The sequence below is a fragment of the Bifidobacterium sp. ESL0769 genome, from assembly GCF_029395495.1.
In the GTDB taxonomy this organism is placed as follows: Bacteria; Actinomycetota; Actinomycetes; order Actinomycetales; family Bifidobacteriaceae; genus Bifidobacterium.
The window spans coordinates 1,675,203-1,699,031 of sequence record NZ_CP113918.1; the positions used below are offsets into that span (position 1 = coordinate 1,675,203).

General features: G+C 57.2%; 25 protein-coding genes and 1 pseudogene. 2 read left to right on the forward strand and 24 right to left on the reverse strand.

Features of this window, described 5'->3' with window-relative positions; translation table 11 throughout:
- Positions 1-174 precede the first annotated feature (174 nt).
- The 6 genes and pseudogenes from OZX72_RS06715 to OZX72_RS06740 all read right to left on the reverse strand — a co-directional run.
- Positions 175-294: pseudogene (locus OZX72_RS06715) on the reverse strand (DivIVA domain-containing protein); the annotation flags it as partial.
- A 38-nt stretch (positions 295-332) separates the two neighbouring features.
- On the reverse strand, positions 333-611 hold the full coding sequence (locus tag OZX72_RS06720) for a YggT family protein (protein WP_277157915.1): 279 nt from the start codon (positions 609-611) through the stop codon (positions 333-335).
- Positions 612-617: 6 nt separating this feature from the next.
- Positions 618-1,100, reverse strand: a complete 483-nt coding sequence (locus OZX72_RS06725) for a cell division protein SepF (protein WP_277157916.1) — start codon at positions 1,098-1,100, stop codon at positions 618-620.
- Between the two features lie 21 nt (positions 1,101-1,121).
- On the reverse strand, positions 1,122-2,321 hold the full coding sequence (gene ftsZ / locus OZX72_RS06730) for a cell division protein FtsZ (protein WP_277157917.1): 1,200 nt from the start codon (positions 2,319-2,321) through the stop codon (positions 1,122-1,124).
- Positions 2,322-2,668: 347 nt separating this feature from the next.
- The gene (gene dusB / locus OZX72_RS06735; protein WP_277159397.1) at positions 2,669-3,811 is read right to left on the reverse strand and encodes a tRNA dihydrouridine synthase DusB; all 1,143 of its coding nucleotides are present in this window, start codon (positions 3,809-3,811) and stop codon (positions 2,669-2,671) included.
- Positions 3,812-4,366: 555 nt separating this feature from the next.
- A complete protein-coding gene (locus OZX72_RS06740) occupies positions 4,367-5,887 on the reverse strand; it encodes a glycine--tRNA ligase (RefSeq protein ID WP_277157918.1) in 1,521 nt (506 codons plus the stop codon).
- 154 nt (positions 5,888-6,041) lie between these two features.
- Here OZX72_RS06740 and OZX72_RS06745 point away from each other — a divergent pair, with 154 nt between their 5' ends.
- Positions 6,042-6,419 carry a thiamine-binding protein gene (locus OZX72_RS06745; RefSeq protein ID WP_277157919.1) on the forward strand — a complete coding sequence of 126 codons (378 nt, stop codon included), beginning with the start codon at positions 6,042-6,044 and terminating at the stop codon, positions 6,417-6,419.
- An 86-nt stretch (positions 6,420-6,505) separates the two neighbouring features.
- A complete protein-coding gene (locus OZX72_RS06750; RefSeq protein ID WP_277157920.1) occupies positions 6,506-7,552 on the forward strand; it encodes a LacI family DNA-binding transcriptional regulator in 1,047 nt (348 codons plus the stop codon).
- Between the two features lie 165 nt (positions 7,553-7,717).
- On the opposite strand, the gene OZX72_RS06755 is transcribed toward OZX72_RS06750, so the two are convergent.
- From OZX72_RS06755 to OZX72_RS06840, 18 genes are all read right to left on the reverse strand, one after another.
- Positions 7,718-8,518 carry an isoprenyl transferase gene (locus tag OZX72_RS06755; RefSeq protein WP_277157921.1) on the reverse strand — a complete coding sequence of 267 codons (801 nt, stop codon included), beginning with the start codon at positions 8,516-8,518 and terminating at the stop codon, positions 7,718-7,720.
- Between the two features lie 2 nt (positions 8,519-8,520).
- Positions 8,521-9,243: a DNA repair protein RecO gene (gene recO, locus OZX72_RS06760; RefSeq protein WP_277157922.1), complete on the reverse strand. Its 723-nt coding sequence runs from the start codon at positions 9,241-9,243 to the stop codon at positions 8,521-8,523.
- A gap of 76 nt (positions 9,244-9,319) precedes the next feature.
- Entirely contained in the window at positions 9,320-11,050 is a 1,731-nt protein-coding gene (locus OZX72_RS06765) for an alpha/beta hydrolase (RefSeq protein WP_277157923.1), read from the reverse strand.
- 42 nt (positions 11,051-11,092) lie between these two features.
- Positions 11,093-12,229, reverse strand: a complete 1,137-nt coding sequence (locus tag OZX72_RS06770; RefSeq protein WP_277157924.1) for a DivIVA domain-containing protein — start codon at positions 12,227-12,229, stop codon at positions 11,093-11,095.
- A 443-nt stretch (positions 12,230-12,672) separates the two neighbouring features.
- Positions 12,673-14,271: an FHA domain-containing protein gene (locus OZX72_RS06775; RefSeq protein ID WP_277157925.1), complete on the reverse strand. Its 1,599-nt coding sequence runs from the start codon at positions 14,269-14,271 to the stop codon at positions 12,673-12,675.
- Between the two features lie 150 nt (positions 14,272-14,421).
- Positions 14,422-14,895 carry a hypothetical protein gene (locus OZX72_RS06780; RefSeq protein WP_277157926.1) on the reverse strand — a complete coding sequence of 158 codons (474 nt, stop codon included), beginning with the start codon at positions 14,893-14,895 and terminating at the stop codon, positions 14,422-14,424.
- Between the two features lie 303 nt (positions 14,896-15,198).
- Positions 15,199-15,702, reverse strand: a complete 504-nt coding sequence (locus tag OZX72_RS06785) for a hypothetical protein (protein ID WP_277157927.1) — start codon at positions 15,700-15,702, stop codon at positions 15,199-15,201.
- A 131-nt stretch (positions 15,703-15,833) separates the two neighbouring features.
- Entirely contained in the window at positions 15,834-16,472 is a 639-nt protein-coding gene (locus OZX72_RS06790) for a hypothetical protein (RefSeq protein WP_277157928.1), read from the reverse strand.
- Positions 16,473-16,589: 117 nt separating this feature from the next.
- Positions 16,590-17,414 carry a hypothetical protein gene (locus tag OZX72_RS06795; protein ID WP_277157929.1) on the reverse strand — a complete coding sequence of 275 codons (825 nt, stop codon included), beginning with the start codon at positions 17,412-17,414 and terminating at the stop codon, positions 16,590-16,592.
- Positions 17,415-17,755: 341 nt separating this feature from the next.
- Entirely contained in the window at positions 17,756-18,664 is a 909-nt protein-coding gene (locus OZX72_RS06800) for a hypothetical protein (protein WP_277157931.1), read from the reverse strand.
- Between the two features lie 47 nt (positions 18,665-18,711).
- Positions 18,712-19,638: a hypothetical protein gene (locus OZX72_RS06805; protein ID WP_277157933.1), complete on the reverse strand. Its 927-nt coding sequence runs from the start codon at positions 19,636-19,638 to the stop codon at positions 18,712-18,714.
- A 221-nt stretch (positions 19,639-19,859) separates the two neighbouring features.
- Complete coding sequence (locus tag OZX72_RS06810; RefSeq protein ID WP_277157934.1) at positions 19,860-20,153, reverse strand: hypothetical protein; 294 nt, start codon at positions 20,151-20,153, stop codon at positions 19,860-19,862.
- Between the two features lie 93 nt (positions 20,154-20,246).
- Positions 20,247-20,609, reverse strand: coding sequence for a DUF4176 domain-containing protein (locus OZX72_RS06815; RefSeq protein WP_277157935.1), 363 nt, complete (start codon positions 20,607-20,609; stop codon positions 20,247-20,249).
- A 67-nt stretch (positions 20,610-20,676) separates the two neighbouring features.
- Positions 20,677-21,162 carry a hypothetical protein gene (locus OZX72_RS06820; RefSeq protein ID WP_277157937.1) on the reverse strand — a complete coding sequence of 162 codons (486 nt, stop codon included), beginning with the start codon at positions 21,160-21,162 and terminating at the stop codon, positions 20,677-20,679.
- The gene (locus OZX72_RS06825) at positions 21,159-22,154 is read right to left on the reverse strand and encodes a hypothetical protein (protein WP_277157938.1); all 996 of its coding nucleotides are present in this window, start codon (positions 22,152-22,154) and stop codon (positions 21,159-21,161) included. Before OZX72_RS06825 ends, OZX72_RS06820 begins: the two co-directional genes overlap by 4 nt.
- Before the next feature lie 52 nt (positions 22,155-22,206).
- Positions 22,207-22,719, reverse strand: coding sequence for a hypothetical protein (locus OZX72_RS06830; RefSeq protein ID WP_277157939.1), 513 nt, complete (start codon positions 22,717-22,719; stop codon positions 22,207-22,209).
- A 391-nt stretch (positions 22,720-23,110) separates the two neighbouring features.
- Positions 23,111-23,404, reverse strand: a complete 294-nt coding sequence (locus OZX72_RS06835; RefSeq protein WP_277157940.1) for a hypothetical protein — start codon at positions 23,402-23,404, stop codon at positions 23,111-23,113.
- Positions 23,404-23,814, reverse strand: coding sequence for a DUF4176 domain-containing protein (locus OZX72_RS06840; RefSeq protein WP_277157941.1), 411 nt, complete (start codon positions 23,812-23,814; stop codon positions 23,404-23,406). Before OZX72_RS06840 ends, OZX72_RS06835 begins: the two co-directional genes overlap by 1 nt.
- Between the last annotated feature and the right edge of the window lie 15 nt (positions 23,815-23,829).

Here is a 23,829-nt window from a genome sequence, read left to right on the forward strand (position 1 = left end):
CGGGAACCCACCGTTTGGTTGTCCGGTCTGCGGGCCCTGCGGATAGAATGGCGAAGGTGACGTGGAAGGGAAATTCTGGTTGACAGCTCGCATACCGGAAGCCGCAGCAGGGCCCATACCGGAAGGTGAGCCTGAAAGCTGACCCTGCAGATAGGAAATCTGCCGTTCCTCTTCCTCCAAGGTGTGCGCGACCTGATCCAGGAAATCATCGACTTCCTCGACATCATAGCCTTCTTTAAAACGAACTGTCTGGAACGCTTTATTACGGACTTCTTCTGCAGAGAGTAATGCCATGATGACCTTTCAGTACACGTAAACCAAATTGATATTACTTAAATGATGAAATCCACTACCGCAAGGATAAACCACAGGACTACAGGAGTGACGTCCAAACCCATATTGCCCATCCGGATAACAGGGATGAAACGGCCCAACCAACGCAGCGGCGGATCGGTCAATACGTAGAAGACATTGACAATCGACCCAATCACGCGGCCTGGACGCCAACTAGGTATCAATGCGAACACCCAATCAATAAGCACCCTAATGAGGAGTACCGTCGAATAGACGGCGATAACCCATTTGATCAGACTAAGGATGGTAATCAACATAAAACCTCAGAACAGGCCGTCTTCGGATTCATCGGACGATGACTGATCCACCTTGATGTTGACCTGCGCGGGACTCAACAGGAAGACCCTAGGAGTGACGCGCTCCAGCGAACCACGGACACCGAAGACCACACCCGCCGAAAAATCGACGATGCGGTAAGCAACGGCTTCGGAGACACCCGTAAGGTTCAAAACCACCGGAATGCCGTCACGGATGGCGCGGCCGACCTTCTGGGCTTCGTCGTAGGACTTGGGATGAATGGTGGTGATGCGGTTGATGCGGCCCGGGAAAGGCTTAGCTGCGCGCGAAGACGAGGAGCTCTCCGAAGTAGAAACCGGGGAGGTTTGCGTGGCGATCGGCGTCACGTTGCTGTCCGAATCGAAAGCCGTAGGCGCGGCATCCTCGTTCTCTTGCATTTCGTCGTCGTCATCGTCGACAACGTCAGCCATACCGAGATATGACATCGCCTTTTTCATGTATCCAGCCATAAAAATCCTTTCGTCTACTCTTTAGCGCAGGAAATCGGGGATATCGAGATCGCCGGGATCATCGGGCGAGGACGATTCATCGGGATCGTCGTAGGACTGAGTCTCCGGGGTATGCGAGACGGTCGGGGTGTCCAGATCAGGCACGTGATGTACCAGAGGAGTCTCAGATTCGGAGCCATAGCCCTGGCCTGACGGCTCGCCGGCATTGTGCGAGTTAGACTTCGAAACCTCATCGAGATTTTCGGCGTCCTTCTTGCTTTCGGCATCGAACCCTGCCGCAATGACGGTGACACGGACTTCGTCGCCGTAAGCGTCGTCGAGCGCGAGACCCCAAATAATCTGGGCTTCGGGGTGGATGGCCTTGCGCACCAGTTCGGTGGCGTCGCTGGCTTCCTGAAGCTTCAGGTCGGTGGGGCCGGCGATGTTGATGAGCGCACCATGAGCGCCCTCGATGCTCTCTTCCAAGAGTGGCGAGCTGATGGCGATCTCGGCAGCCTGGGTGGCGCGATCCTCGCCGCGAGCCGAGCCGATGCCGAAGAGCGCCGTGCCTGCGCCACGCAGGATGGCGGTGACGTCGGAGAAATCGACGTGAATATAGGAATTCATCGTGATCAGGTCGGTGATGCCCTGCACGCCGGCCAGAAGCGCGGTATCGGCGGTCTTGAAGGCGTCGACGATGCCAATGGTCTTGTCGGAAAGTTCGAGGAGACGATCATTGGGAATGACAATCAGCGCATCGACTTCTTTACGCAAATTCTCGATACCAAGTTTGGCTGAAGCCGCACGCTGCGGGCCTTCAAAAGCGAACGGACGAGTGACCACAGCGATGGTCAACGCACCTTGCTGATGCGCCGCACGAGCGACGATAGGGCTTGCGCCGGTACCGGTGCCGCCGCCTTCGCCACATGTGACGAAGACCATATCGGCACCCTTCAGTGCCTCTTCAATGTCGGACTGATGATCTTGCGCAGCCTTAGCACCCTTTTCGGGGTCGGCCCCCGCTCCAAGCCCTCGACTCGAATGATCGCTCAGGGAAATCTTCACATCCGCGTCGCTGCGGAGTAAATCTTTCGCATCAGTATTAATCGCTACAAATTCAACGTTCTGCAAGCCTTCGGCAATCATGCGATTGACGGCGTTACCCCCGGCACCACCGACACCGACCACCTTGATGCTCGTCTTATCGTTGAAATTGTCATTCTGGGCAATCTCGCTCACCATAGTCTCCTGTCACTTCACGGTTATGCCTATTACTCTATCGCAGAACACGCCTAAATTAAGAGTATTTCCCGGGGTGTACCACATATTTTTCCAATTTTCTGATTTTTATTCGAAATTATCAACAGGGATACGCAACTGGCGTGGTGGGGTGGGAATATACAATGTCCGACACGCTCTGGGCTGAGCCGTAAAGCAGAAAGTCCAGTGGACTTTCTGTAGGCGAAGTGAGCGCGATGTCTCGAGCGCGAAGGCAAAATCTTTGATTTTGCACAGGCCAAGTCTTTACGGTCTGACATCGCATATCCCCACCCCACCACTCAACCACATTAATTTTATTGCTATTCAAATTAGTAGCTGGCATCCATCGGGTCATCGCCGAAAAGCTGCTCGCGCTCTTCATGAGTCGTGGTGCGCGAATCGAACCAGCCGTATGGAACGTGGACCTTTTTCGCGTAGCGAACACGGCCGCGCGGCTTGTCGGTAATGCGTTCCGGATATGTGACGGATGGGTCGAGTCTGCCCATTACTTTCTTCACGTCGTCCAACGTTTCGGATTCCATGAACTCCCGACGGGTGTTGCCACCGACTGGGAAGCCTTTCAAATACCACGCGATATGCTTACGCAGGTCGTGCACGGCCATCGTCTCGTCGCCGTCGTAGAAGCGCAACAAAAGCTCACCGTGGGCCAGGATAATCTGGCAGACACCGCCAAGCGTCGGGCTGAAGCGTTCGTCGGAACCGGCGAAAGCGTGTTTGATGTCGGAGAAAATCCATGGGCGGCCCTGGCAACCGCGACCGATGGCGACGCCGGCGCAACCGGTCTCGCGCACCATCTCCAGCGCGTCTTCGGCACCCCAGATGTCACCGTTGCCAAAGACCGGAATATCTACGGCTTCAACCAGTTCAGCGATACGACTCCAGTCGGAATGGCCACCATAATATTCAGCGGTGGTGCGTGCGTGGAGCGTCACTGCGGCGCAGCCTTCGTCCTCAGCGATACGGGCGGCATCGAGGAACGTGGTGTGGTCGGCATCGATACCGACGCGGATTTTCGCGGTCACGGGAATATTGGCATCGTTGCACACCTCGACCACGCGGTGGACGAGTTCGCGGAAGAGATCGGTTTTCCACGGCAAAGCAGAACCGCCGCCACGACGGGTGACCTTGGGCACCGGGCAGCCAAAGTTGAGGTCGACATGGTCGGCGAGATTGCCATAGACCACCATCTGCGCGGCCTGGGCGGTAATGTTGGGGTCGACGCCGTAGAGCTGCAATGAGCGGGGATGCTCGGTAGGTGCAAAACGGCAAAGCCTGAACGCCTTGGGATTGCGGGCGACAAGCGCACGCGCGGTAATCATTTCAGCGACATACAAGCCATCGGGACCGTATGCGCGGCACAGCGTTCGGAACGGCCAGTTGGTCACGCCCGCCATCGGAGAGAGGACGACCGGGGTCTGAATATGCAATGGCCCCAAATCGACCGGAGCAATCTTGGGTAACGGTTTACCGTCATCTTTCGCTTCGTATTCGCCGTCCTGAGCACTGGTTTCGCTCGAATCGAGCCCGGGCAACTCCCCCAACACCTGATCCCAACCGTCATCAAACCGCTGCCGAGCCTCCGAATAATCGACTTTGCTCAGCCATTCCTTAAAATCCTTCACGTATCACCTATTTTTTATTTACTCGATATCCAGAAAAACAATACTTCGACTGACGTGGTGGGCCGGGGATATACAATGCTTGACACGCTCCGGGCCGCTCAGGCCAAGTCTTTACGGTCAAGCATCGCATATCCCCGACCCACCACTCAACACATCCAAACTCTACGTATTTCAATCAAATAGCTATCAATAACTGGAGATGACTACTTTGAATCCAAATACAAACAGTTAGATTCCGCTGAGTGTTGGGTGTCGGGATATGCGATGGCTAGACATAAAGCTTGGCCTACCGGCCTGGAGGGTGTCTAGACATTGTATATCCCGACACCCAACAACGTCAGTTGAAGTTTTACAGAACTTGTATTAACTAGTCCTCAGAGCGACTCAGTAGAGACCGCCAGCCTCTGCGACCTTTACCGGGGCGGACTCATCGATGCCGGATTCCTTGGCGAAGTCTACTCCTCCGTCGGCTGCGGTGGTGCCGACGACCGAGGCCGGACCTTCGGGATAGCGCACGCGCTTCTCGCCGATACGGTCGGCGACGTAGCGAGCCACGTTGTCGAGGTCAACGCGCTCCTGCTTCATCGAGTCGCGTTCGCGGATGGTGACGGAATGATCGTCAGGAGTATCGAAATCAACGGTGATGCAAAGCGGGGTGCCAATCTCGTCCTGGCGACGGTAGCGGCGGCCGATGGCTCCGGCTTCGTCGTAGTCGATCATCCAGTCATGCTGGCGCAGTTCGGCGGCCAGGTCGTGGGCGATGCCCTGCAGCGGCGCCTTCTTGCTCAGCGGGAAGACGGCGGCCTTGACCGGGGAGAGACGCGGATCGAGACGCAGCACAGTACGGCGGTCGACGCCGCCCTTGGTGTTCGGAGCCTCATCGACGGCGTAGGCGTCCACAAGGAAGGCCATGAGCGAACGGGTCAGGCCCGCGGCCGGCTCGATGACGTAGGGAATGTACTTCTTGCCACTGGCCTGGTCGAAGAAGGCCAAGTCCTCGCCGGAATGCTCCTGATGCGCGGAAAGATCGAAGTCGGTGCGGTTGGCCACGCCTTCGAGCTCGCCCCAATCGGAGCCCTTGAAGCCGAACTTGTATTCGATGTCGACGGTGCGCTTGGAATAGTGCGCGAGTTTCTCCTTGGGATGCTCGTAATGGCGCAGGTTCTCCGGGTTGATCCCCAGGTCGGTGTACCAACGGGTGCGGGTGTCGATCCAATACTGGTGCCACTCCTCGTCGGTGCCGGGCTCGACGAAGAACTCCATCTCCATCTGCTCGAACTCGCGGGTGCGGAAGATGAAGTTGCCAGGGGTGATCTCGTTGCGGAAGGACTTGCCCATGTTGGCGATGCCGAACGGCGGCTTGCTTCGCGAGGAAGTCATGACGTTCTTGAAGTCCACAAAGATGCCTTGGGCGGTCTCCGGGCGCAGATAGTGCAACGAATTCTCGTCGTCAACAGGTCCGAGATGCGTGCGCAGCATCATGTTGAAATCGCGCGGTTCCGTCCACTGGCCGCGGGTGCCGCAATCCGGGCAGACAATCGACTTGAGACCGTCTTCCGGCATCTTGTCGCCGTGCTTCTCGGCGTAGGATTCCTCAAGCTTGTCGGCACGCTGGCGCTTGTGGCAGTTGAGGCACTCGATCAGCGGGTCATTGAAGACCTTGACGTGCCCGGAAGCCTCCCAGACGGCGGAAGGAAGAATGATAGAGGTGTCGACGCCGACCACGTCGCCACGGGTGACCACCATGGAACGCCACCATTCGCGCTTGATATTGTCCTTGAGCGCGACGCCGAGCGGACCATAATCCCATGCGGAACGCGTGCCGCCGTAAATCTCCCCTGCAGGGAACACGAAACCACGACGCTTGGCCAGCGATACGACTTCATCAAGTTTGGATTGAGCCACGACACACCTTCCGCTTTCGGCTTTAATCAGCCATTTCAAGACATTTACTCGTGTGCCCACTTTACCGACACAGCCTGACACACGGCGCGAACGCGGCGGCCGGCAATGCCAAGCCTTAAAGGTAGCATGCAATTAGCAATTCAAGGAGATCAACATGAGCGAAAACTTCGACCGCAATGCCGTAAAACAAACCGTCCCGACCGACCCGAAAACCGGTAAACCCTATATCAACACCGTCGCCGCCGTGGCCATCGCACCTAGCGGAACCGGTTCGGAGCTGAGCGAATATGTCGCGCAATCCGTAAACATAATCCGCGAATCCGGACTGTCCAACGAAACCAACGCGATGTTCACCAATATCGAAGGCGATCTTGACGACGTGCTCAAAACCGTTCGAGACGCGACCATGGCGCTAGCAGGTCAGGGATATCGCACCGGAGTCACGCTTAAACTTGACATACGTCCCGGTTTTTCCGGTCAAATCAAAGAAAAGCAACAGCTTGTTGACGAGATTCTGGGTCAAACGAAATAAACACCGATTTCCAACGAAATAGACATTTATTTCAAATTGTAGCCACAGGGTTTACTTAGTCCGTAAATAGGTATAGATTAAAAACCATGATGACTATGAAAGACGTCGCGGAGAAGGCCGGAGTCTCAATCTCCACTGTCTCCTTGGTTCTCAACAATAGGGATGCCGGACGTGTAAAAACACAGATAGCCGCAAAGGTGCGGGAAATTGCGGACGAGCTTGGCTACAAGCCTAATCCGATGGCGCGCAGCTTGCGTACCAGCAAAACCGGGATTCTGGGTTTCATCGCCGATGAAATCTACGACATCCCCTACACCGCGCAAACGCTGCAAGGCGCGCAGGATGCCGCCAGCCACTATGGCTATATCATCCTGTTCGTCGATACGGACGGTTCGGCCAGTCAGGCGGACCAGATTTCCGTGCTCCAGCGTTACGGCATGGATGGATTCCTTTATTCCAAGCCTTCCAGCCAGGTCACTGAGGTTCCCGAGGATCTCGTTCATTCGCCGCTGGTGCTGATTTCCACCAATACTGTCGACAACCGCTTCCCCATCGTCGAGCCCGATGAATTCGCCATCGGCTACGACGCCACCAAGCGGCTGATCGATGCAGGAGGAAAGAAGATCGCGTATATCGGCAACGCCGCGCCGACCATCGCTCAGGCCACGAGACTTGAGGGCTATCGCAAGGCGCTTAAAGAAGCGAAAATGCCGTTCGACAAGAATCTGGTTGTCAACGTCTCGCAGGACGGGGACGCACTTGGCATGGTTTCATCGCTTTTCGACGAAGAGAAGCCCGATGCCTTCTTCTGCTACGATGATGCACGCGTCTGGTACATCTACGAATGCGCCGCACGCCGCGGTCTGACCGTAGGCAAGGATCTTTCGGTCATCGGCGTTGGCAACGACAGCAACATCGCCGACACCTTCTCCCCTAGACTGACCACCGTCGCCATGCCCTATTACGAAATGGGCTATTGGGCGGTCTGCAAGCTGGTCTCGTTGATTGAGAAGCGTTCCTTGGGCGACGATCCATTCCCGAAGAATCTCATCGATCTGCCGCCAATCAATTCCGCGATTCCGGCATGCATCCATTGCCAGATTATCGAGAATCAATCGGTCGTCGGGCAATAACTGACACGACGATATTGTTGGCTTTGTAAGGATTATGTACCTTACCAAATAACTCGTCACATAGTAGGGGCTCTTCCGCAGTATTCCGGAAGAGCCTCTACTCGTATGTTCTATGCCGTGATATGCACTTGATGCGCGTTTGATCGCATCTGGTTCAGCGACCGATCATTTTGTTTTGGTCTTGACACCACCGAAACGACGGTCGCGGTGAACGTAGTGGTCAATGGAACGCCAAAAGGCTTCACGTCCGTAGTCCGGGAACAGCTCGGGCGCGAAATCAAGTTCCGCGTAAGCCGCTTCCCACGGCAGGAAGTTTGAGGTGCGCTGTTCGCCGGAAGTGCGGATGACCAGATCGCAATCGGGAATATCGGGATTGTAAAGATGCTCGGAAATCATTGATTCGGTGACACGATCACCGCTGATTTTGCCGTCTCGCACTTCCTTGGCGATGGCCGCCGCGGCATCTGCGATTTCGGAACGACCGCCGTAATTGATGCAGAAAACCACATCGATGGTGGAATTGTGTTTGGTGCGCTCCATGGCGACCTCGAGCTCGTCGATCACCGATTTCCAAAGCCTCGGCCGACGGCCGGACCAGCGCACGCGCACGCCCCACTCGTCCATCTGAGCGACGCGGCGATGGATGATGTCGCGCGAAAAGCCCATCAGGAAACGGACTTCCTGCGGGCTGCGCTTCCAGTTTTCTGTCGAGAACGTATAGAGGCTCAGGTAACGCACACCGGCTTCGATGGCACCGGCGATGGTGTCGAAAACGACCGGCTCGGCGGCCTGGTGGCCGTGAGTGCGGGTCAGGCCGCGTTGTTGGGCCCAACGTCCGTTGCCGTCCATGATGACGCCGACGTGACGGGGCACCTTGTTCTTCGGAAATGCCGGAATGATTGAGGGGTCGGAGAACGGCGCCGCGGGAACGTCGAGCGACGTGTAATCCACATGTTCAAAAGCCATATTTACGAATCTAGCAACTTCAGCGAACGGATGGGCCGCTCAAGGTAATATTCACCCCATTCTTCAACAAATCGACGTATGTCGGCCTTCAAAGGCACGCGGTCGAGTATATTCCAGTCTCCCTCGATGAGCGCTTCCATCTGCTCGCGGCCATCGACGTCGATACGGCGTGAATCCGGGGTGTGGTCGGTGGAGCAGAGAATGCCGCCGGAAGCCACGGAAAAGTAGTCAAGATCGTCGCGTTTGGCGCACACGGCACATGAGGAAAGGCGCGGGGTCCAGCCGGCTTGGGCCAAAGCCCGCATCACGTAAGAATCGCTGATTGCTTCGGCCGGGTGACGGGCGCGGGCGAGCGCTGCCAATGCGGAAATCAGGAGCATATATTGCCGCTGGGCAGGTTCATGTTCGGTTGAGACGAGTTTGTCAGTGGTTTCGGCGATGACGTTGGCGGCGGTATAGGCATCGTAATCCACGCAGATCCGCGCGGCGTAGGAGGAAATGCAAGCAGCCTGGGAAACCACATCGAGCGAACGGCCTTCAGCGATCAGTAGGTCGTCGCGCATGAACGGCTCAAGCCTGCCGCCGAAACGCGATTTGGTGCGCCGTACGCCTTTCGCAACGGCACGAACTTTGCCATGGTTTTTGGTCATCAACGTGATGATGCGGTCGGCCTCACCAAGTTTGACGGTTTTCAACACCACGCCTTCGTCACGATACAGCGCCATTGAAAACCACCTCCCGATTATGCAACACCACACCCATACTAGAAATGTCAGCGACCATCGACGACCCTTATGTCTTTTAAAAGATGAACAAGCCCCAGAAGGCGAAGAAAAGCAGGACGCTGAACATTGCGGCGGCGACCAGCCAGAAGAAAACGCGGCCGAAACGCTTCGAGGCGAAGACCGGGTTGTGACCACTGAACACATCGCGAATCGCACCCTTGCGCGGCGGAATCTGCGCCAGACCACGCACCTGCGCGACTTCGATGCAACGCGCGAGGATGCGGGCCCACGCCCACACCACAAGAATCGAAACCACCTGAATGACCGGCCAGCTCCAATACATCATGCCCGGATTCTCCGTGGGCGCGCCACCCCAGCCGAGCTTGACCACGGCCATGATGACCTGCCCAAGACCTGCAGCAAAAAGCACGAACGTGGCCAGCGTGGTCAAAGCAACAGCCAAAAGCTCGCTGCCGAATCCGCGCATGAAACCGAACACCTTGTTATGGTTGCCGCGAATCATACGGAACGCCTTGATGCCGCAACCAGCCAGCGCCATCAACAGGGCCGCGAGAAGCAGAATCACCATGCCGACGTTGACGATAGAGCCGTAAATGGTGAGATTGCGGTCCGCTTTGAGCTCCAGTGGCACGGCGATGGACTGACGTATGGTGGTGCCGGCAACCAGCTCGCTGGTCTGCTTGAGCCCCGCAGTGGTGCCGACGGCCCACGAAATGACGTCATTGATGTAATCGTCGGCGAACGGCGTGCCGGTGTCCGCCTCGTCGCCAAGCCGCAAGACGTGGTTCGCCACGGAATAGCTGCGTACCGTCACGTCCCGGTTGCCGGCGCGGTGAGCCGAATAGAGGATATGTTGAAGCCCCTCGACCTGTGCGGTCAAGACGTCCTTGGAACCGTAGACCACCATGGTCGGCACGGCATAGGCTTGCGGCAGATCCATCGGAAAGTCAAGATTGGTCAGCCCCATCATATCCGTATCGGCGTGGAAAAGCCGACGGACGATGGACTGGTAGCCGTTATTGGCTCCGACCAGTGAGAAGTCCTGCCCGACGAAGAAACCCAACGATTGCCTAGGCCCGTAGACCATCGGACTTAAGAGAAGCTGGAAGGCGATGCGCTTGTCGTATTTGATGACATAGGGGGAAATCCACGTGCTTTCGGAAGTCGCGTACAGCCCGACCTTATCCGGATCGACGTTGGGCTGCGTACGCAGAAAACGCGCGACCTGGTCGTAGGCCTTCGCGCTTCCCGGATAGTCGCGGGTCAGATCGTTGGTCGACCAGACGGGTTTGTCGAGCACGGCGGTGACGAAACCGGCTGAGGAAAGGTCTGCGGCGGCGTCACCGAAGCTGTTTTCCGCAGTTCCGTAACCTGCACCATGCATGAAGACGACGCCGGGGTGCTTTGCGTTCGGCCCCGCAGGATCTTTCGGCGCACGAATCAAAACATTGATATGTTGCACCTCGCCTGTGGCCGGACGTTTAATGTCCAGCGTGACCGTCCGGGAGGAAACCTTGAAACTATCACGATGTGGAAGCGGCACATTATTCGGATTATCGAACGTGACGGCGGTATTGGGCGAAAGCGTGGACACCGACTGCCCCGTCGGTTCCCTTTTCCACGGCACGCTGGTGAGGTTGGAGACCGTGACCAAAACACCAAGCAGCACGATGAAAATCGGAATGGTAACCAAAAGACGGCGGCCAAGGCCCCACGATACGCTGGAATTGTTCGTGGAATCATTGACCGCCGAAGAAACGTCATGTTCGTTCGCCACAGTGTTCATGATAAACGACCCATGGCACAGCGTACGCTTCTGGTGTAAGTGTCACTCACCAATCTTCTGGTCGCCACTGTTATCGGCTCCGGCCGTGCCCTGAAGCGAGGTGTTGAGCGTCGGGACCTTAGGCGCGAAAGCCTCCGTCTCCGGCTCACTGGAAGTACTGGTGCTATTAGCCATATTCGCCAAAGCCGCCAATGAGGAATTGGCATCGGCGCCGGAAGCGTTGGTTTGCGCCGGAGCAGCAGTACTGGCCGCCGCAGCGACACCATCAGGCAAATTCGGAATTACCGGAGCATCAATATTGGAAGCCGTGGAGTTGAAATCAAACGTTGCGGTCGCAGTGGACTGCGCCGCTTGCGATTGAGAAGTAGGAATCGTGGGATCCACGAACGAAGTCGTATCGTTGCTGTCGATCAATGGACTGACAGGGCCATTGTTGAGTGCAGCAGTGGGCTGGGTCTCAGGAACGACCGGAACCGCCACCGGCGCGGCAACAGGCGCACCAGCCGGCGCAGCAGCTCCTGCAGCAACGTTCTTTTCGTTGTAATCGGTGATACGTGCATAGGATTCGACGCGGCTCAAAAGCTGGACGCAGGCATCGAGATAATAATCTACCTGACGTTCGTCATAGCCTTTGTTACCCTTGCGCTGAGTGAAGATGACATTGGCAACGGTGCTGGAGTTGAGATCAGCCAAATCCTTGGCTTCTTCACTGCTCATCGATCTGACGCCCAAATCGTCGGCCGTCTTGGTGATGATCTGATCGACGAGACGATCGACCTGCTTGACGTCGTAGGAAGGACGCTTCTTCTCCCCGCGGATGAAGCGATCCTTGTGGCTGCGCTTAGCATGAGAGCTAATCATGCTGTAAAGCTGCTGGGTACGAGCCTGCCATGCTACGTTGCCGTTGCCAGCAATCTGACGGGCCGTCTCCTTGTCTACCACCGCATGCTCAAGGCGCGCCAACGCGGCGTCGACTTCGGCAATAACATAACCACCCTTGGTAAAGGTAAACGCAGCGCTCTGAATATCCTGCTGAGTGAGCTCGCCATCATTCCTGTCATACATTTCATGAGCGCGCTCAAGGAAATCGTCTACCTGGTCAACGTCATAACCCCACTTGCGTTTTCCAGCATATTCTATTCCCGTCGAGCTTTGGTTGTTCTCCGACTCTTCAGCCATCAGTTCTGCCTCCTGAGGTGGTCTATGCATAGTTGCCACTATACGTGGTCGCTGCGACGCAATACGATTGCCTTCACATAAATATCGCAAACACTAGTACAAACATATATTAATACTACTTGACGAAAAAGGACAATACGTCTTTCAGGACACATTTCAAGAGTAAAGTCCCAAACAATCCAAACGCATTACACTTATTGGATTTGCAGGACATTATTGGCATTTTGCTGTATTTCAAGCGTAGTTCGGAAACACAAACTACCGATGTCTTAAACGTAGAACAGGATTTCACGGCAAAGCTTTCTTGTAATACACAAGAAAGCATCATTTAAAAAGCGTTGAATAACGATAAAGCACGGACAAATTCCTCGATCTGATACAACGGAAAACCATAAACACGGCAGAACATACACGCAGACAAAATCCACAAACGCACAGACGGACTATTCGAGATGAAGTGATTCGTCAGCTACGCTAAAATGCTCGCCGAGCACTATCTGCGCCTGATCACCCTGGTGAAGGACCCTGCCCGCCACCGTGGTGCCATTTGCCGACCCCAAATCGGCGACGCTGAACCGACCGTCGCCGAGATCGGTGACCGAAGCGTGCATTCTGCTGACATTGGTGTTGCCGGTAACCCTTGCGGCACAACGCTTTGAGCGCCCGATGACCACCGTGGTGGTAGCCGAGCACAGTCGAGAACCGTCACTGTCACGCACCACTGCAAAGGAACGAGGCACTGCAGATTGCGGGGAAAAGCCGGAATTTACAGGGAATGCCTGATTGCTCATACCGCTCGGCGCGGCCATATTTAACGCTACTGGGTAGTTATCCGCCTGCAGATTTCCTGCTGCATCTGCACCGACGAGACCGGGGTTCGAAGGCCGCAAAGCCCCGGAGAGCGCGCGGGTACCGGAATCAAAGGAGGCTTCCGTCTTTCCTGCGCGATCGTTCGTTGCATTCTCGGCTTCATGACCTTCAACGGCGGGTAGGTTGGGCCGAGCGGAAGGCTGCGAGGATTGGGCGGGCACAGAAGCGGAATATTTGAGGCTGGGTTTGGTTTGTTCGTTGGCAGAGGAAGTGGAACCGGCGTTGGTCGAAGACGGATTTGCCGGCATGCCGACACCAAACGCTGCTTGTCGCTGAACTCGAGATTGAACCTGAGCCTGAGCCTGAACTCGCGTCTCAACTTCAGATTGATCATGAGCTTGGACCTGAGCCCGAATCTGCCTAGGAGCAACTTGAGGAGGAAGTGACACACCACTAGGCCCGACGGGCGCATTAGCCGAATTCAGATTGGCGGCAGCCTGCCCGAACGAAGGATTCGAGGCAGGGGTCTGCCGGCGCATATCGCCTTGCACGTCTTGACGACGGGCGTCGGAACGTTGCGCATCGGCGGCAAATGGATCGAACACGACTTGTTGCGGGTGACTTCGAGCCGAAAAATCCCGCGACGGCGAAGACAGCTCGGACGAACGGCTTGAACCGCCACCGAAGTTATCCGCCAGAAATTCATTGAAATCAAACGCGGAAAATACGCGAGAGCGCCGCACAAAATCCATCGTGCGAGCGGTGAGCTCCTGGTCGGCAGGCAGCACGAATTTCACCTTGTTCACATCGGCGAGAAGCCCCAAGAGGCCAAGCACAGACATCTGCTGAACGACGGGAACCATAGGCAGGCAGCAGAAGAGCATTCCATCGTTGGCCACATAGACGTTTTCCGGTTCGAAACGCAATATCTCCATCGGCAGGTTCGCCTTCGAACACAGGTCGCCGAGCCTGCCCAGCGAGCGCAGCAACGAGACGTACTGCGAGCGCGAGATGCCCATGCCCAGATATTCCTTGAGTGTGGGCAGACCGGTAATGTCGTAATAGAAAAGGTTCTTATGGCCTTTGACCTCGTATTTGAATCTGAGCAGCACGGGGGAAGGCCACGTGGCCAGCCATTCGGCGCGTTCATAATCCAGCTGCTCGCCACGCGTAGTGTGGATGGTCAGCGTGCGCGCACCGGAACGGTGGTCCTTTACTTTCTTCTCTTTCACGCTCTCTCCCTCAAGCCTGAGCAAAAGCACTCCCACCGCACGCATCCCAAGATACGGCTTGGCAGAATTATTTGAATATAGTCATTCTAATTCATTAACGATAATACCGGCAATATGCAGCCAAGAAATCATAGACACCCGTGCCAGGATTCATGATTTCAACCCTACAAAATCAAGGAAATGCAGCACGCCATCGACCAAGAACGCGCCCATGAACAGGGCAAAGAAACACACCGCGATATACTCGCTGCTCGAGCGCAGCACCACATCCACCACAGCCGCCACAGCCAGCAGCGCAATCCCCACGCGGCACGACCAACGCACCGCCTCACGCAATGAGGCCGAGCGCACACCCACAAACACCAACGTCACCACGCCCACCACCAGACACACCAAAGCCGCCGCGCCCAGCGATACCATTTCCACCGGCCTGAACGTCGACGTGCCTGCCATCACCATCGCTGCGCTAAGAAATATCGCCGCGCACACGTTCAGCACACCTATCGCAATCAGGCAACCTTTGGCACGCGACGGCACGACCGGCACCGCGTCCTTTCGCCGGTACACCGGACGATTACCATCCTGACGATCCGACCCCTGATCTGCATAACCTTGCTTCGTCACCCTCGTCACCTCTCTGTTACGGCAGCGACGAACCCATTATCCACTTCCCGCCAGGACCTCATTGATCCCGGTTTACAGCAAAACACTTCCTCTGGCCCGTTTACCGCCTTCGGAACAATCCGTTGCTTACCACTTCATGTTTCTTTTTATCACCATAGCGCTGTATTACTTGAAGATTGGTCAAAATCCGCGTAATCCGGCATGGACCCTGATCAGTCATCCACCACACATGGCCTCGCCACCATCACAAACAGCAAGGGCCCGAAACCGAACAGGTCGTCCGGCACAGCGCAAACACCCACATCACCTTTTATGTCGCCTGTCTTTCCTCCGCCCAGCACGGGGCTTCCCCGCATTCGTGACATTCACCAAAGCAGCCTCACGAAGAATACCGACAGCACAAAAAATCGGAGCACCGAACAAAGCAAGATAGTCACCCACATACTTTTCTTTATGCGCCACGACCGTCACAAGCACGCACAACACCACCATCACGGCAATCAACACACGATACGAAACCCACAGGCGCCTGTACCACACCGTCGTCGACCAATGCGCAAACACCACCGCAAGCACCCCAAACACCAACGAACCCAACACGGAAACGCACAACGAAACATCCGCCGAAATCGAAAAAGATTCATCAAGATAGAAGGCAAAACACAGCAGACCGACCATACAAACCGCATAGATGATAAGCAGCACCCCAACCCCGAACACCCTGCCCTTGGCCCTTTGGGCAATCAACGCCTCGTCGTCTGTGCCCTCCCAGATACTCCGGTGTTCCGTACGTCTTTTATTTCTCATCACCGCTCTCCCTCCCTGGCTACTTTGTTCACACCCTTGCAGTTCTCTTCCGAGCAGTATCCGCTCGATTCATATATATACCCACCAGCATCCGGCTCAAGGCGACCAGATTCAAAAACCAATATCAAAACTCATGATTTCAGCTCCAAATCGCTAGCCATATTCATATAAAGCGGCGAGACAAGCCCCACATACAACAAAGCCGTGATACAAACGGAAAGATAAGCGAAATCACGCTCCATCACCAGCATAAAGACAAGGCACAGAAGGCACACGAGATTTAACGCCTTACAGCCAATTCCAAACACCCGTAGCGTTCTGCACGTAAGACGGAACGCGAAGACGCATGCCAAAAGCCCCTGAACGAACATCGCGGCAACAGCCACAATCAACACCATGTCAATGACCCATGGATCGAGTTTCTCACGAATCGAATAGGCCATTTCATAAGCCAGAAAAAGCGAGACAAGGCATTCCGTGACTCCCAAAACATACGTGAGCACATGAGACTTTCGAGGATTATGAGGCGCATACCACGGCACCTTCACGGGGCGGCCGTCGTCATCCTCCCCCGGATCGCCCGCACGGTCGAAAGGGCCTATCAACCTGTCCCACCGGTCACCCGCCGGCAACGGGCCGACAACCGAATCCCAATCGTCACCAGCACCAGCACCAGAGTCGCTGCCATTATCCCGGCCGGCCACCGAACCAGCAATCGGAACCGTATCGCCATTGGCAACAACATTGTCTGCTTCTGACTCATCCATCATGCCCACCCTCCGTCAAGCGCATCATCAGTTCCAACACCGCAGCTATGCGTCTCACATCCAATGCCACGGCCGCTTTCAGCTCATCTTTCGAAGTCATAATTCCTCGTGATCCCTGATTCAACGGGTTCCCTCACCTTCTTTGGAAAGTGGTGATTTCAACGCGGCATCCTGGTCAGAATCCTTGGAAGGCTGCGTGGCGGAAGCCATCTCAGCGCGTTCTTTCGTATGGGAATCCCTGACACCGTTCTTGCCATCACCCGACCTTTTCGGGACAGGGCGGTTACCACGTACAATGTCGGGCAGCGGCCTGTTGTAGCGCACGGCCAGGACCCGCAGCCGCCTCGCCGCGGCCTTCACCCAACGCCACAGCACACGAAGCGCCCGGCCCATACGGCCCGGACCGGGGACCGGCACCAGCCTCTGCGCTACCGGCGGCGCCACACCGGCCTCGCGCAACCGCCTGTTTTCCGCGTTCAACCGGTCCGCCTCCTCAAGCCACGCCAGCTCAGGAGCCACCAGCGCCAGCGCCTCATCACGCTTTACCTTGCTATGCCCGGCACGTTTCGCCAAACGCACCGCCCGCTTGTAACGGCCCGATGCCTCACGCACCCGCGCCCGCACCTCACGAGAGACCGCACGTCGATCCGGCACGCAGGCGCGCGGCAACGCCACCCCGTCACCGTCCCACGCCTTTCGGAACAGGCCGCCGCCCTCGGCCGAAATGTTCCACAACACCGAATCCCGGCCGGTGTCACGCACGGCAAGGAACAAGAAATCACGCGTCCAAACCGGACGCCTCCGCATGAACGCGAACGGGGTGCGCACCACCGTCCCGTCCGCCGCCACTTCCTCGCCGCCCAGCTCACACAGCGACGTCGACACCGAAACCGCCACACCACGCGGATCCACATCCTCACCGGTGAAATTCGCGCCATGCGCCACAAAAAACCGAGCCACCTCATCCAAACGAAACGAAAAACCAAACGGAGGACGGACCAACAACCAAAGAAAACCCAACGCAACCACAGCACCACAAAGCTCATCCCACAACTCCGACCACGAAAACACAAACGTATGGCGAAGCAAATTAGTTATCAAATAATAGATCTCACCTGGTATCACCCATCCTGTGCACAACACACCCCCGGCACCCAGCTTGCGCATGTACCGGTCGTTCTCCGCATGGAACAGCTGCCTGAACCCGTCGAACCCGATCTTGAAACGGAACGGCCCCAGCCACGGCCCCGCAGCAGACCCTCTAACCTCGTCACTAACAGGCTCGATCATCGTCCACCTTCCTCGAGGATGACATTGCCAGCTTCTTGTTCCTTGTGTTGCTGGTTGAGGCGTTCGCCCTCGGCCAGCCACTCCAGCTCCGGACGCATCAGCACCAACGCCTCCGCCCTGGCCGACGCGTCACGCACACCACGCCCCGCCAGACGCTTCGCACGACGGTACCGCTTCGACGCCTCACGCACACGCCCATGCACCTCCCACAGCAGACGCCACGCATCCCGCACGCCCGAACGCGGCAACGCCACACCCTCACCGTCCCACTCAGGACGGAACGCCCAGTTCACCCCCACCATGTTCCACACCGCCGAATCACTGCGCCAATCCGCCACCGGCAGGAACACGAAACGACGCGACACCACCGGCCACCTGCGCATGAACGCGTACGGCGTACGCACCAGCGTGCCGTCCGCCGCCACCTCCTGCCCGCCCAACGCACCCAACGACACCGAAACCGACACCGACAAACCACGCGGGTCCGCACCCTCCGGCACACGCGCCCCATGGAACCGGAAGAACGAACGCGCCTCACCCGAACGGAACACGAACAGAAACGGCGGACGCACCAGACACCACACAAAAAAACAACCAATCAAAAAAGCGCCGAAATTCCCAGCGACATTGCTCACGGTCCATTCAATCCGCCCCCTAAGCATCGGCACTATTCCACCGATGAACGAGGCAGGGATAGTCCATCCGGCGCACACCGTGCCGATCAGCCCGATCTTGCGCATGTACACGCCGTTCTCCGCGCGGAACAGCTCTTTGAACTCCCGGTAGCCCAACACGAAACGGAACGGACCCAACACCCTCGGTGAAGGACCCGCAGCCGGACCGGAAGGCCGCACCGAGCCATCCGCCCGCCCCGGACGGGAACCACCGGCCAAACCCTCAGCCATCACCAATCTCCTTTTCACCAGACAACAACACCATCACCGGCAAACGCTCAGACAGATGCGCCGGAACCGCCCCGAAACCCCAAGCCACGCAGCCAGTTTTTCGGCGGTCCGTCAAGGAACTCGTCGTCCCCATATAGCCAGCGCCGGAACCGGCCCCACCACACAGCCAACACACCCGGGCCACGCGAGGACGAACCATGAGAAGAATGACGCGCACCACGGTCTGCCTCAGCCACACGCTTCCGGCACCAGCGCACGAACCCGTCCACATCAGGCACCGCCAAACGGTCCACCATCACGCAGCCATTCAGATCCATGAACTTCACATCGGGCACCGCCGGAATGATATCCATCGACGCCTTCCCACCAGCCGAAGGCGACAACACCACCGCATGCTCCGTCAGCCGCACACAATCCAACTGCGACCACGCCGCACGCGTCGCAAACTCCTCGCCGTTCACACGATGCAGGAGCACCACGCCGGCGTCGTCCACCCACAGACGGCACGGCGTCACCCAACGAGCATCGAAGGAACTGTTCCGCCGCTGGCCCAGAATCCGCCAGATATCCGCCGTGCTCGCGCTCGGCACCGCAAACCAATCCGAAACACACGCTGCCAGCTTGTTCGCCACACCCCAACGAGCCAACGGGCCGCCACAACACAGCCACATCAAGACCGTCAAAATGAGCATGGAGGCCAATACGCCCTTATCGTCATTCGACGACCACTTAGGAATCATTATCAGCAAAAGAACAGTGAATAAGACCGCGAACGGCAGGAAAATACGACGAACTCCACGCCCATAAGCATTAGAAGCCATCGCGAACTCCCACCACATCGGCCCGGTCAACGTGAAATCAAACGACCAAGCAGCAGACCGGGACGAATCCGGGGACTTTCTACCCGACCCGACGGCACTCTGCACACCCTCAAAGCTATCCGCTGGCAACCCCACATTTCCAGCACCGCTCATCAGCGCTCAGCCTCCTCGGACACGGTACCGCCATCGACCTGCCATGCGCGTTCCCAGTTGCGACGTTCTCCCTCGACCATCACACCAGTGTAACCCGGCTACCGTCCACCAGACCCATGCCTAATATTTCTCCTCGATCAGCCATTCCAGTATCAGACGCGCCAACGCCTTCTCCCCCTCCCCATTGACCGATACATCACAAATCTCAGATATACGGCCACCTACACCAGCACGAGCGGGCTGCCGTCGACCAGCACGCCTCGCGCCACCAGCGAACCCACCAGCTCGCCCGGAGGCAGCAACTGCCCCGCAGGCGACCCGTCACGGCGAGCCAAGTCAGCCCCGCCGGAATACGAGAACACACCCGAGGCGCGCGATGCCACCAGACGCGCCGCCAAATCGGCCGCCGCATCCACACGCAACGCGCACGGCAGGCGCAACGAATACACCCGACCGTCTGCCGGCAGCAACACCTCCACCAGCACCTTGCCATCCAACACACCAGACTCAGCCATCAAGCACGACCCTTCTCACTACCAAAACGAAACCATCATCTGCCGCCCACGTTCAGAACAAGCCACGCGCCACAACCATGTCACGCAGAGGGGCTACGCCTCGCCACCGTCACCGGCCGGTTCATCCCCGTCATCCGCCGGAACGGAATCAGCGCCAGAACTGGCCTGCGCCTTGGCTTTGAGGTACTCTGGCTCGTTCTCCTTGAGCATCTGCAGGTAATTGAGCCCTTCGGCCGGCAGATAGCCGATGGAATAGACGCCGTCGACACCCGACTTGTTGAACAGCACGCCCTTCAGCGGATCCGTACTACCCTCCGGGTAAGGGTAGCCCATGTAATCCCACAGCTTTCCCGTCGCCTCGTCACGCTGCATCGCTCCCGCGATCATCAGCAGACGGTTCGTATCCTCCACATGCACCACCGAGCCAATCGGAAGCCACTCATCAGTCCTGAACATACCTATTCACCTTTCCTTGTCATTCCCATTACTGTCACCCCGCAAATCCCTTGAAAGAAGATAGGGTTCAACTCTGTATCTGTCGCAGCTGTCTCTGGGCCGAAGCAGCTCTCTGCCTTGCGCTATTGGCTTGTTTGTTCTGATCTGTGACAGTGTTCTGAGCATCGCTGAGCTGACCTGACAGGCCAGAAAGCTGCTGGTTCAGACGATTAATGATGCTGTTACATTGGTTGTCAATCTGATCAATGAAGTCTTTGTTGCCCGAGCTGATGTTTCTCGCTTGGCAACAAGCATCGTAATCACCGATACCCATACCAGCCTCGGAACCAAGTGTGTTCAGCAACTTCATAATCCCATCATCCTGCTTTTTGAGATTATCGAGCGCACCGTTCTTGAAATCCTGCGCGTATTTGATAGCCGCATTCACAGCACTAATCTGCGCATTAAGCGCATCGACTCGAATCTGCGCTGCTGCCGCATTTTGCTCGCACTGCCACGCATTGCTATTGGCCGAGGCCATATCAGATTGCAACTGCTGCTTTGACTGTGTCATCGGTTTTCCTTTTCTGTCCCTTGAGTATTTTGAGGTTTCGGAGCCACTCCCCATTCGGCACGGGGCACGCCGGAAAGACGTTCCAACAAGCTCCCGCCCATTATGAATTCGATGTCCATGTATGAATACAATGTTCGATGCTCGTCCCACACCGACAGGTTCGGGTCTGGGTTTGGCACATAGACCATACGAATCAGCGCTCCGGCATCCGGCACCATGAACGAGAACACCCACGGCTGGGGCCCCACCCGCAAATCACGCGCCTGAGGGATGGCCTCGAGCCTGGTCCGTCGGTAATCCACGCCCTGCACCGGATAGACCGAATACTTCCCCGAAGCGAGCCCAGCCGCAAGCCCCATCAGTAACCCGGCATCAACCCCGTGGGCGGACGCCAGCGCCCGGGCCGCCTCCGTGTTGCCGTTCCTCAAGTCGATCAACATATCCTTCTCTGACCTATTGCGACACCGCAGATACAGAGGTGTACGGGCGGGCCTGAATACCGAAGAAAGATTGGAATCCCGGGCGAACGAAACTTCCCAGTCATTGACGCCGCCCAAAGCAAGCAGGTTAAACTCATCCTTGGTAGGCTGCCCCGACGCAAAACGCGTGAACGTAGCGGACTGGGCACCGAAATAAGCGGCAAACGAACGGTACTCCTCTTCGCCCTTGTCAACAACGGGCATCAGCCCGTCCGCCACCGCGAACGCACAGTCACGCACCGGAGCCACCAACGATGCCAACGCCGGGCACGGAACGCCATTAGCATCAACCAAACCCAGACCCTGGAACGAGAAGACCAAACGGCTACGCAACCTCTCCAACGTATCCGGTTCACCCACATACGAGAACGGCAACAAACTCTCCGGCACCAGGAAACGCAGATAATCCGGGCCACCAATCAACATATACAACTGCTCCGGATTGAACGCTATTGAACCTATCGATCCCGACGTCCACTCGGGACGGAAACTTCCGGCCAAACCATCAGCCATCACCGACTCCTTCCACTAACACCACCGTCAACAACCACGTGCCGCGTCTCGTTCATTTGTTCGCCGCCCACGCCGGCGGGCCGTCCAGATACTTCCCATCCGCATACAGCCAGGAACACAACCCACGCCACCAACGACGCGGGCCACGCAACCGCGGCGACGCCGCCGCGATACGCTCCCGGCACCAAACCACGAACCCATCCACATCCGGCACCACACGCCGATCCACCAGCACACAACCGGACAAGTCCGCGAACTTCACATCCGCAATCGCAGGGATGATGTCCACACCCGACAGGCCACTCGCCGAAGGCGACAACACCACCGCCTCCTCCGTCAGCCGCACACACGCCAACTGCGACCACGAGACACGCACCTCATGCTCCTCGCCCCGCACCCGACGCAGCAGCACCACTCCGTCTCCGTCCACCCACAGGCGGCACGGCGTCAGCCAGCGCGCGTCGAACCGGTGCTCACGCCACGCCGAGACCGTCTCCTTCGCCTGCCACGTATTCAACGCCGGGACATCGAACCAGTCACACGCCGACCACAACACCGTATGCATCAACAGCCAACACGAATACGACCTCGTACACGCCAACAAACCAACCGCACCAATAGCCGCCAAAAGAAGCGCCTCAAACGGCGTGTATCTGATAGGACGAAAGAGTTCCAAAGACAAAAGACCGAAGCCGACAAAGATAAGAGGAACACTAATGAGGCGTATCCCTCTGCCGTATGCGTTCGACGCCTGCGCGAACCGACACCACATCGGCCCAGTCAACGTAAAATCAAACGACCAAGCACCAGACGGAGACGAACACGAAGACCGGTCGCTTGCCCCCAAAGCGGCACCACACCCATCCAAGGACCCGACCGCCGAAAACCTCACATTTTCAGAACTGTCCAACAGCATCCATTCCCTTCAGACACACAACAGAACTCTGAAACCGCACCTACACGAGCACGAGCGGGCTGCCGTCGACCAGCACGCCTCGCGCCACCAACGAACCCACCAGCTCCCCCGGCGGCAGCAACTGCCCCGCCGGCGACCCGTCACGACGAGCCAAGTCGGCACCGCCGGAATACGAGAACACACCCGAGGCGCGCGACGCCACCAGACGCGCCGCCAAATCGGCCGCCGCGCCCACGCGCAACGCGCAAGGCAGACGCAACGAATACACCCGACCGTCCGCCGGCAACAACACCTCCACCAGCACCTTGCCATCCAACACACCAGACTCAGCCATCAAGCCTCCCCTTCTTTTGTACTGCCTTCGGCACCGCCACCGGAGGGCTCCGTTCCGTCGTCCCCGTCAACAGAATCGGTGTCCCTGTGCAAGTCACCGCCACGGCCCGCACGCCTCGCCTGCTCCTCACGGAACCCCGCCTCATGCTCCCTCAGGAAATCCAGGTACTCGCCACCAGCAACATCCTGATACCCCACGAAATACACCCCATCGATGAAATCCCTGTTGAAGAAATAATCCCTCGACGCATCGGCACGCCCCTCCGGATACGGATACCCCAGATAATCCCAATACGTGCCCGTACCAGCCTCCTCCTGCATATGGCCCGCCACCATCGTCAGACGCTCCCCGCCCTTCAAATGAACCAGCGAACCCACCGGAAGCCAACCATCATAATTCACAACCACCATCACAACACCCCTCGT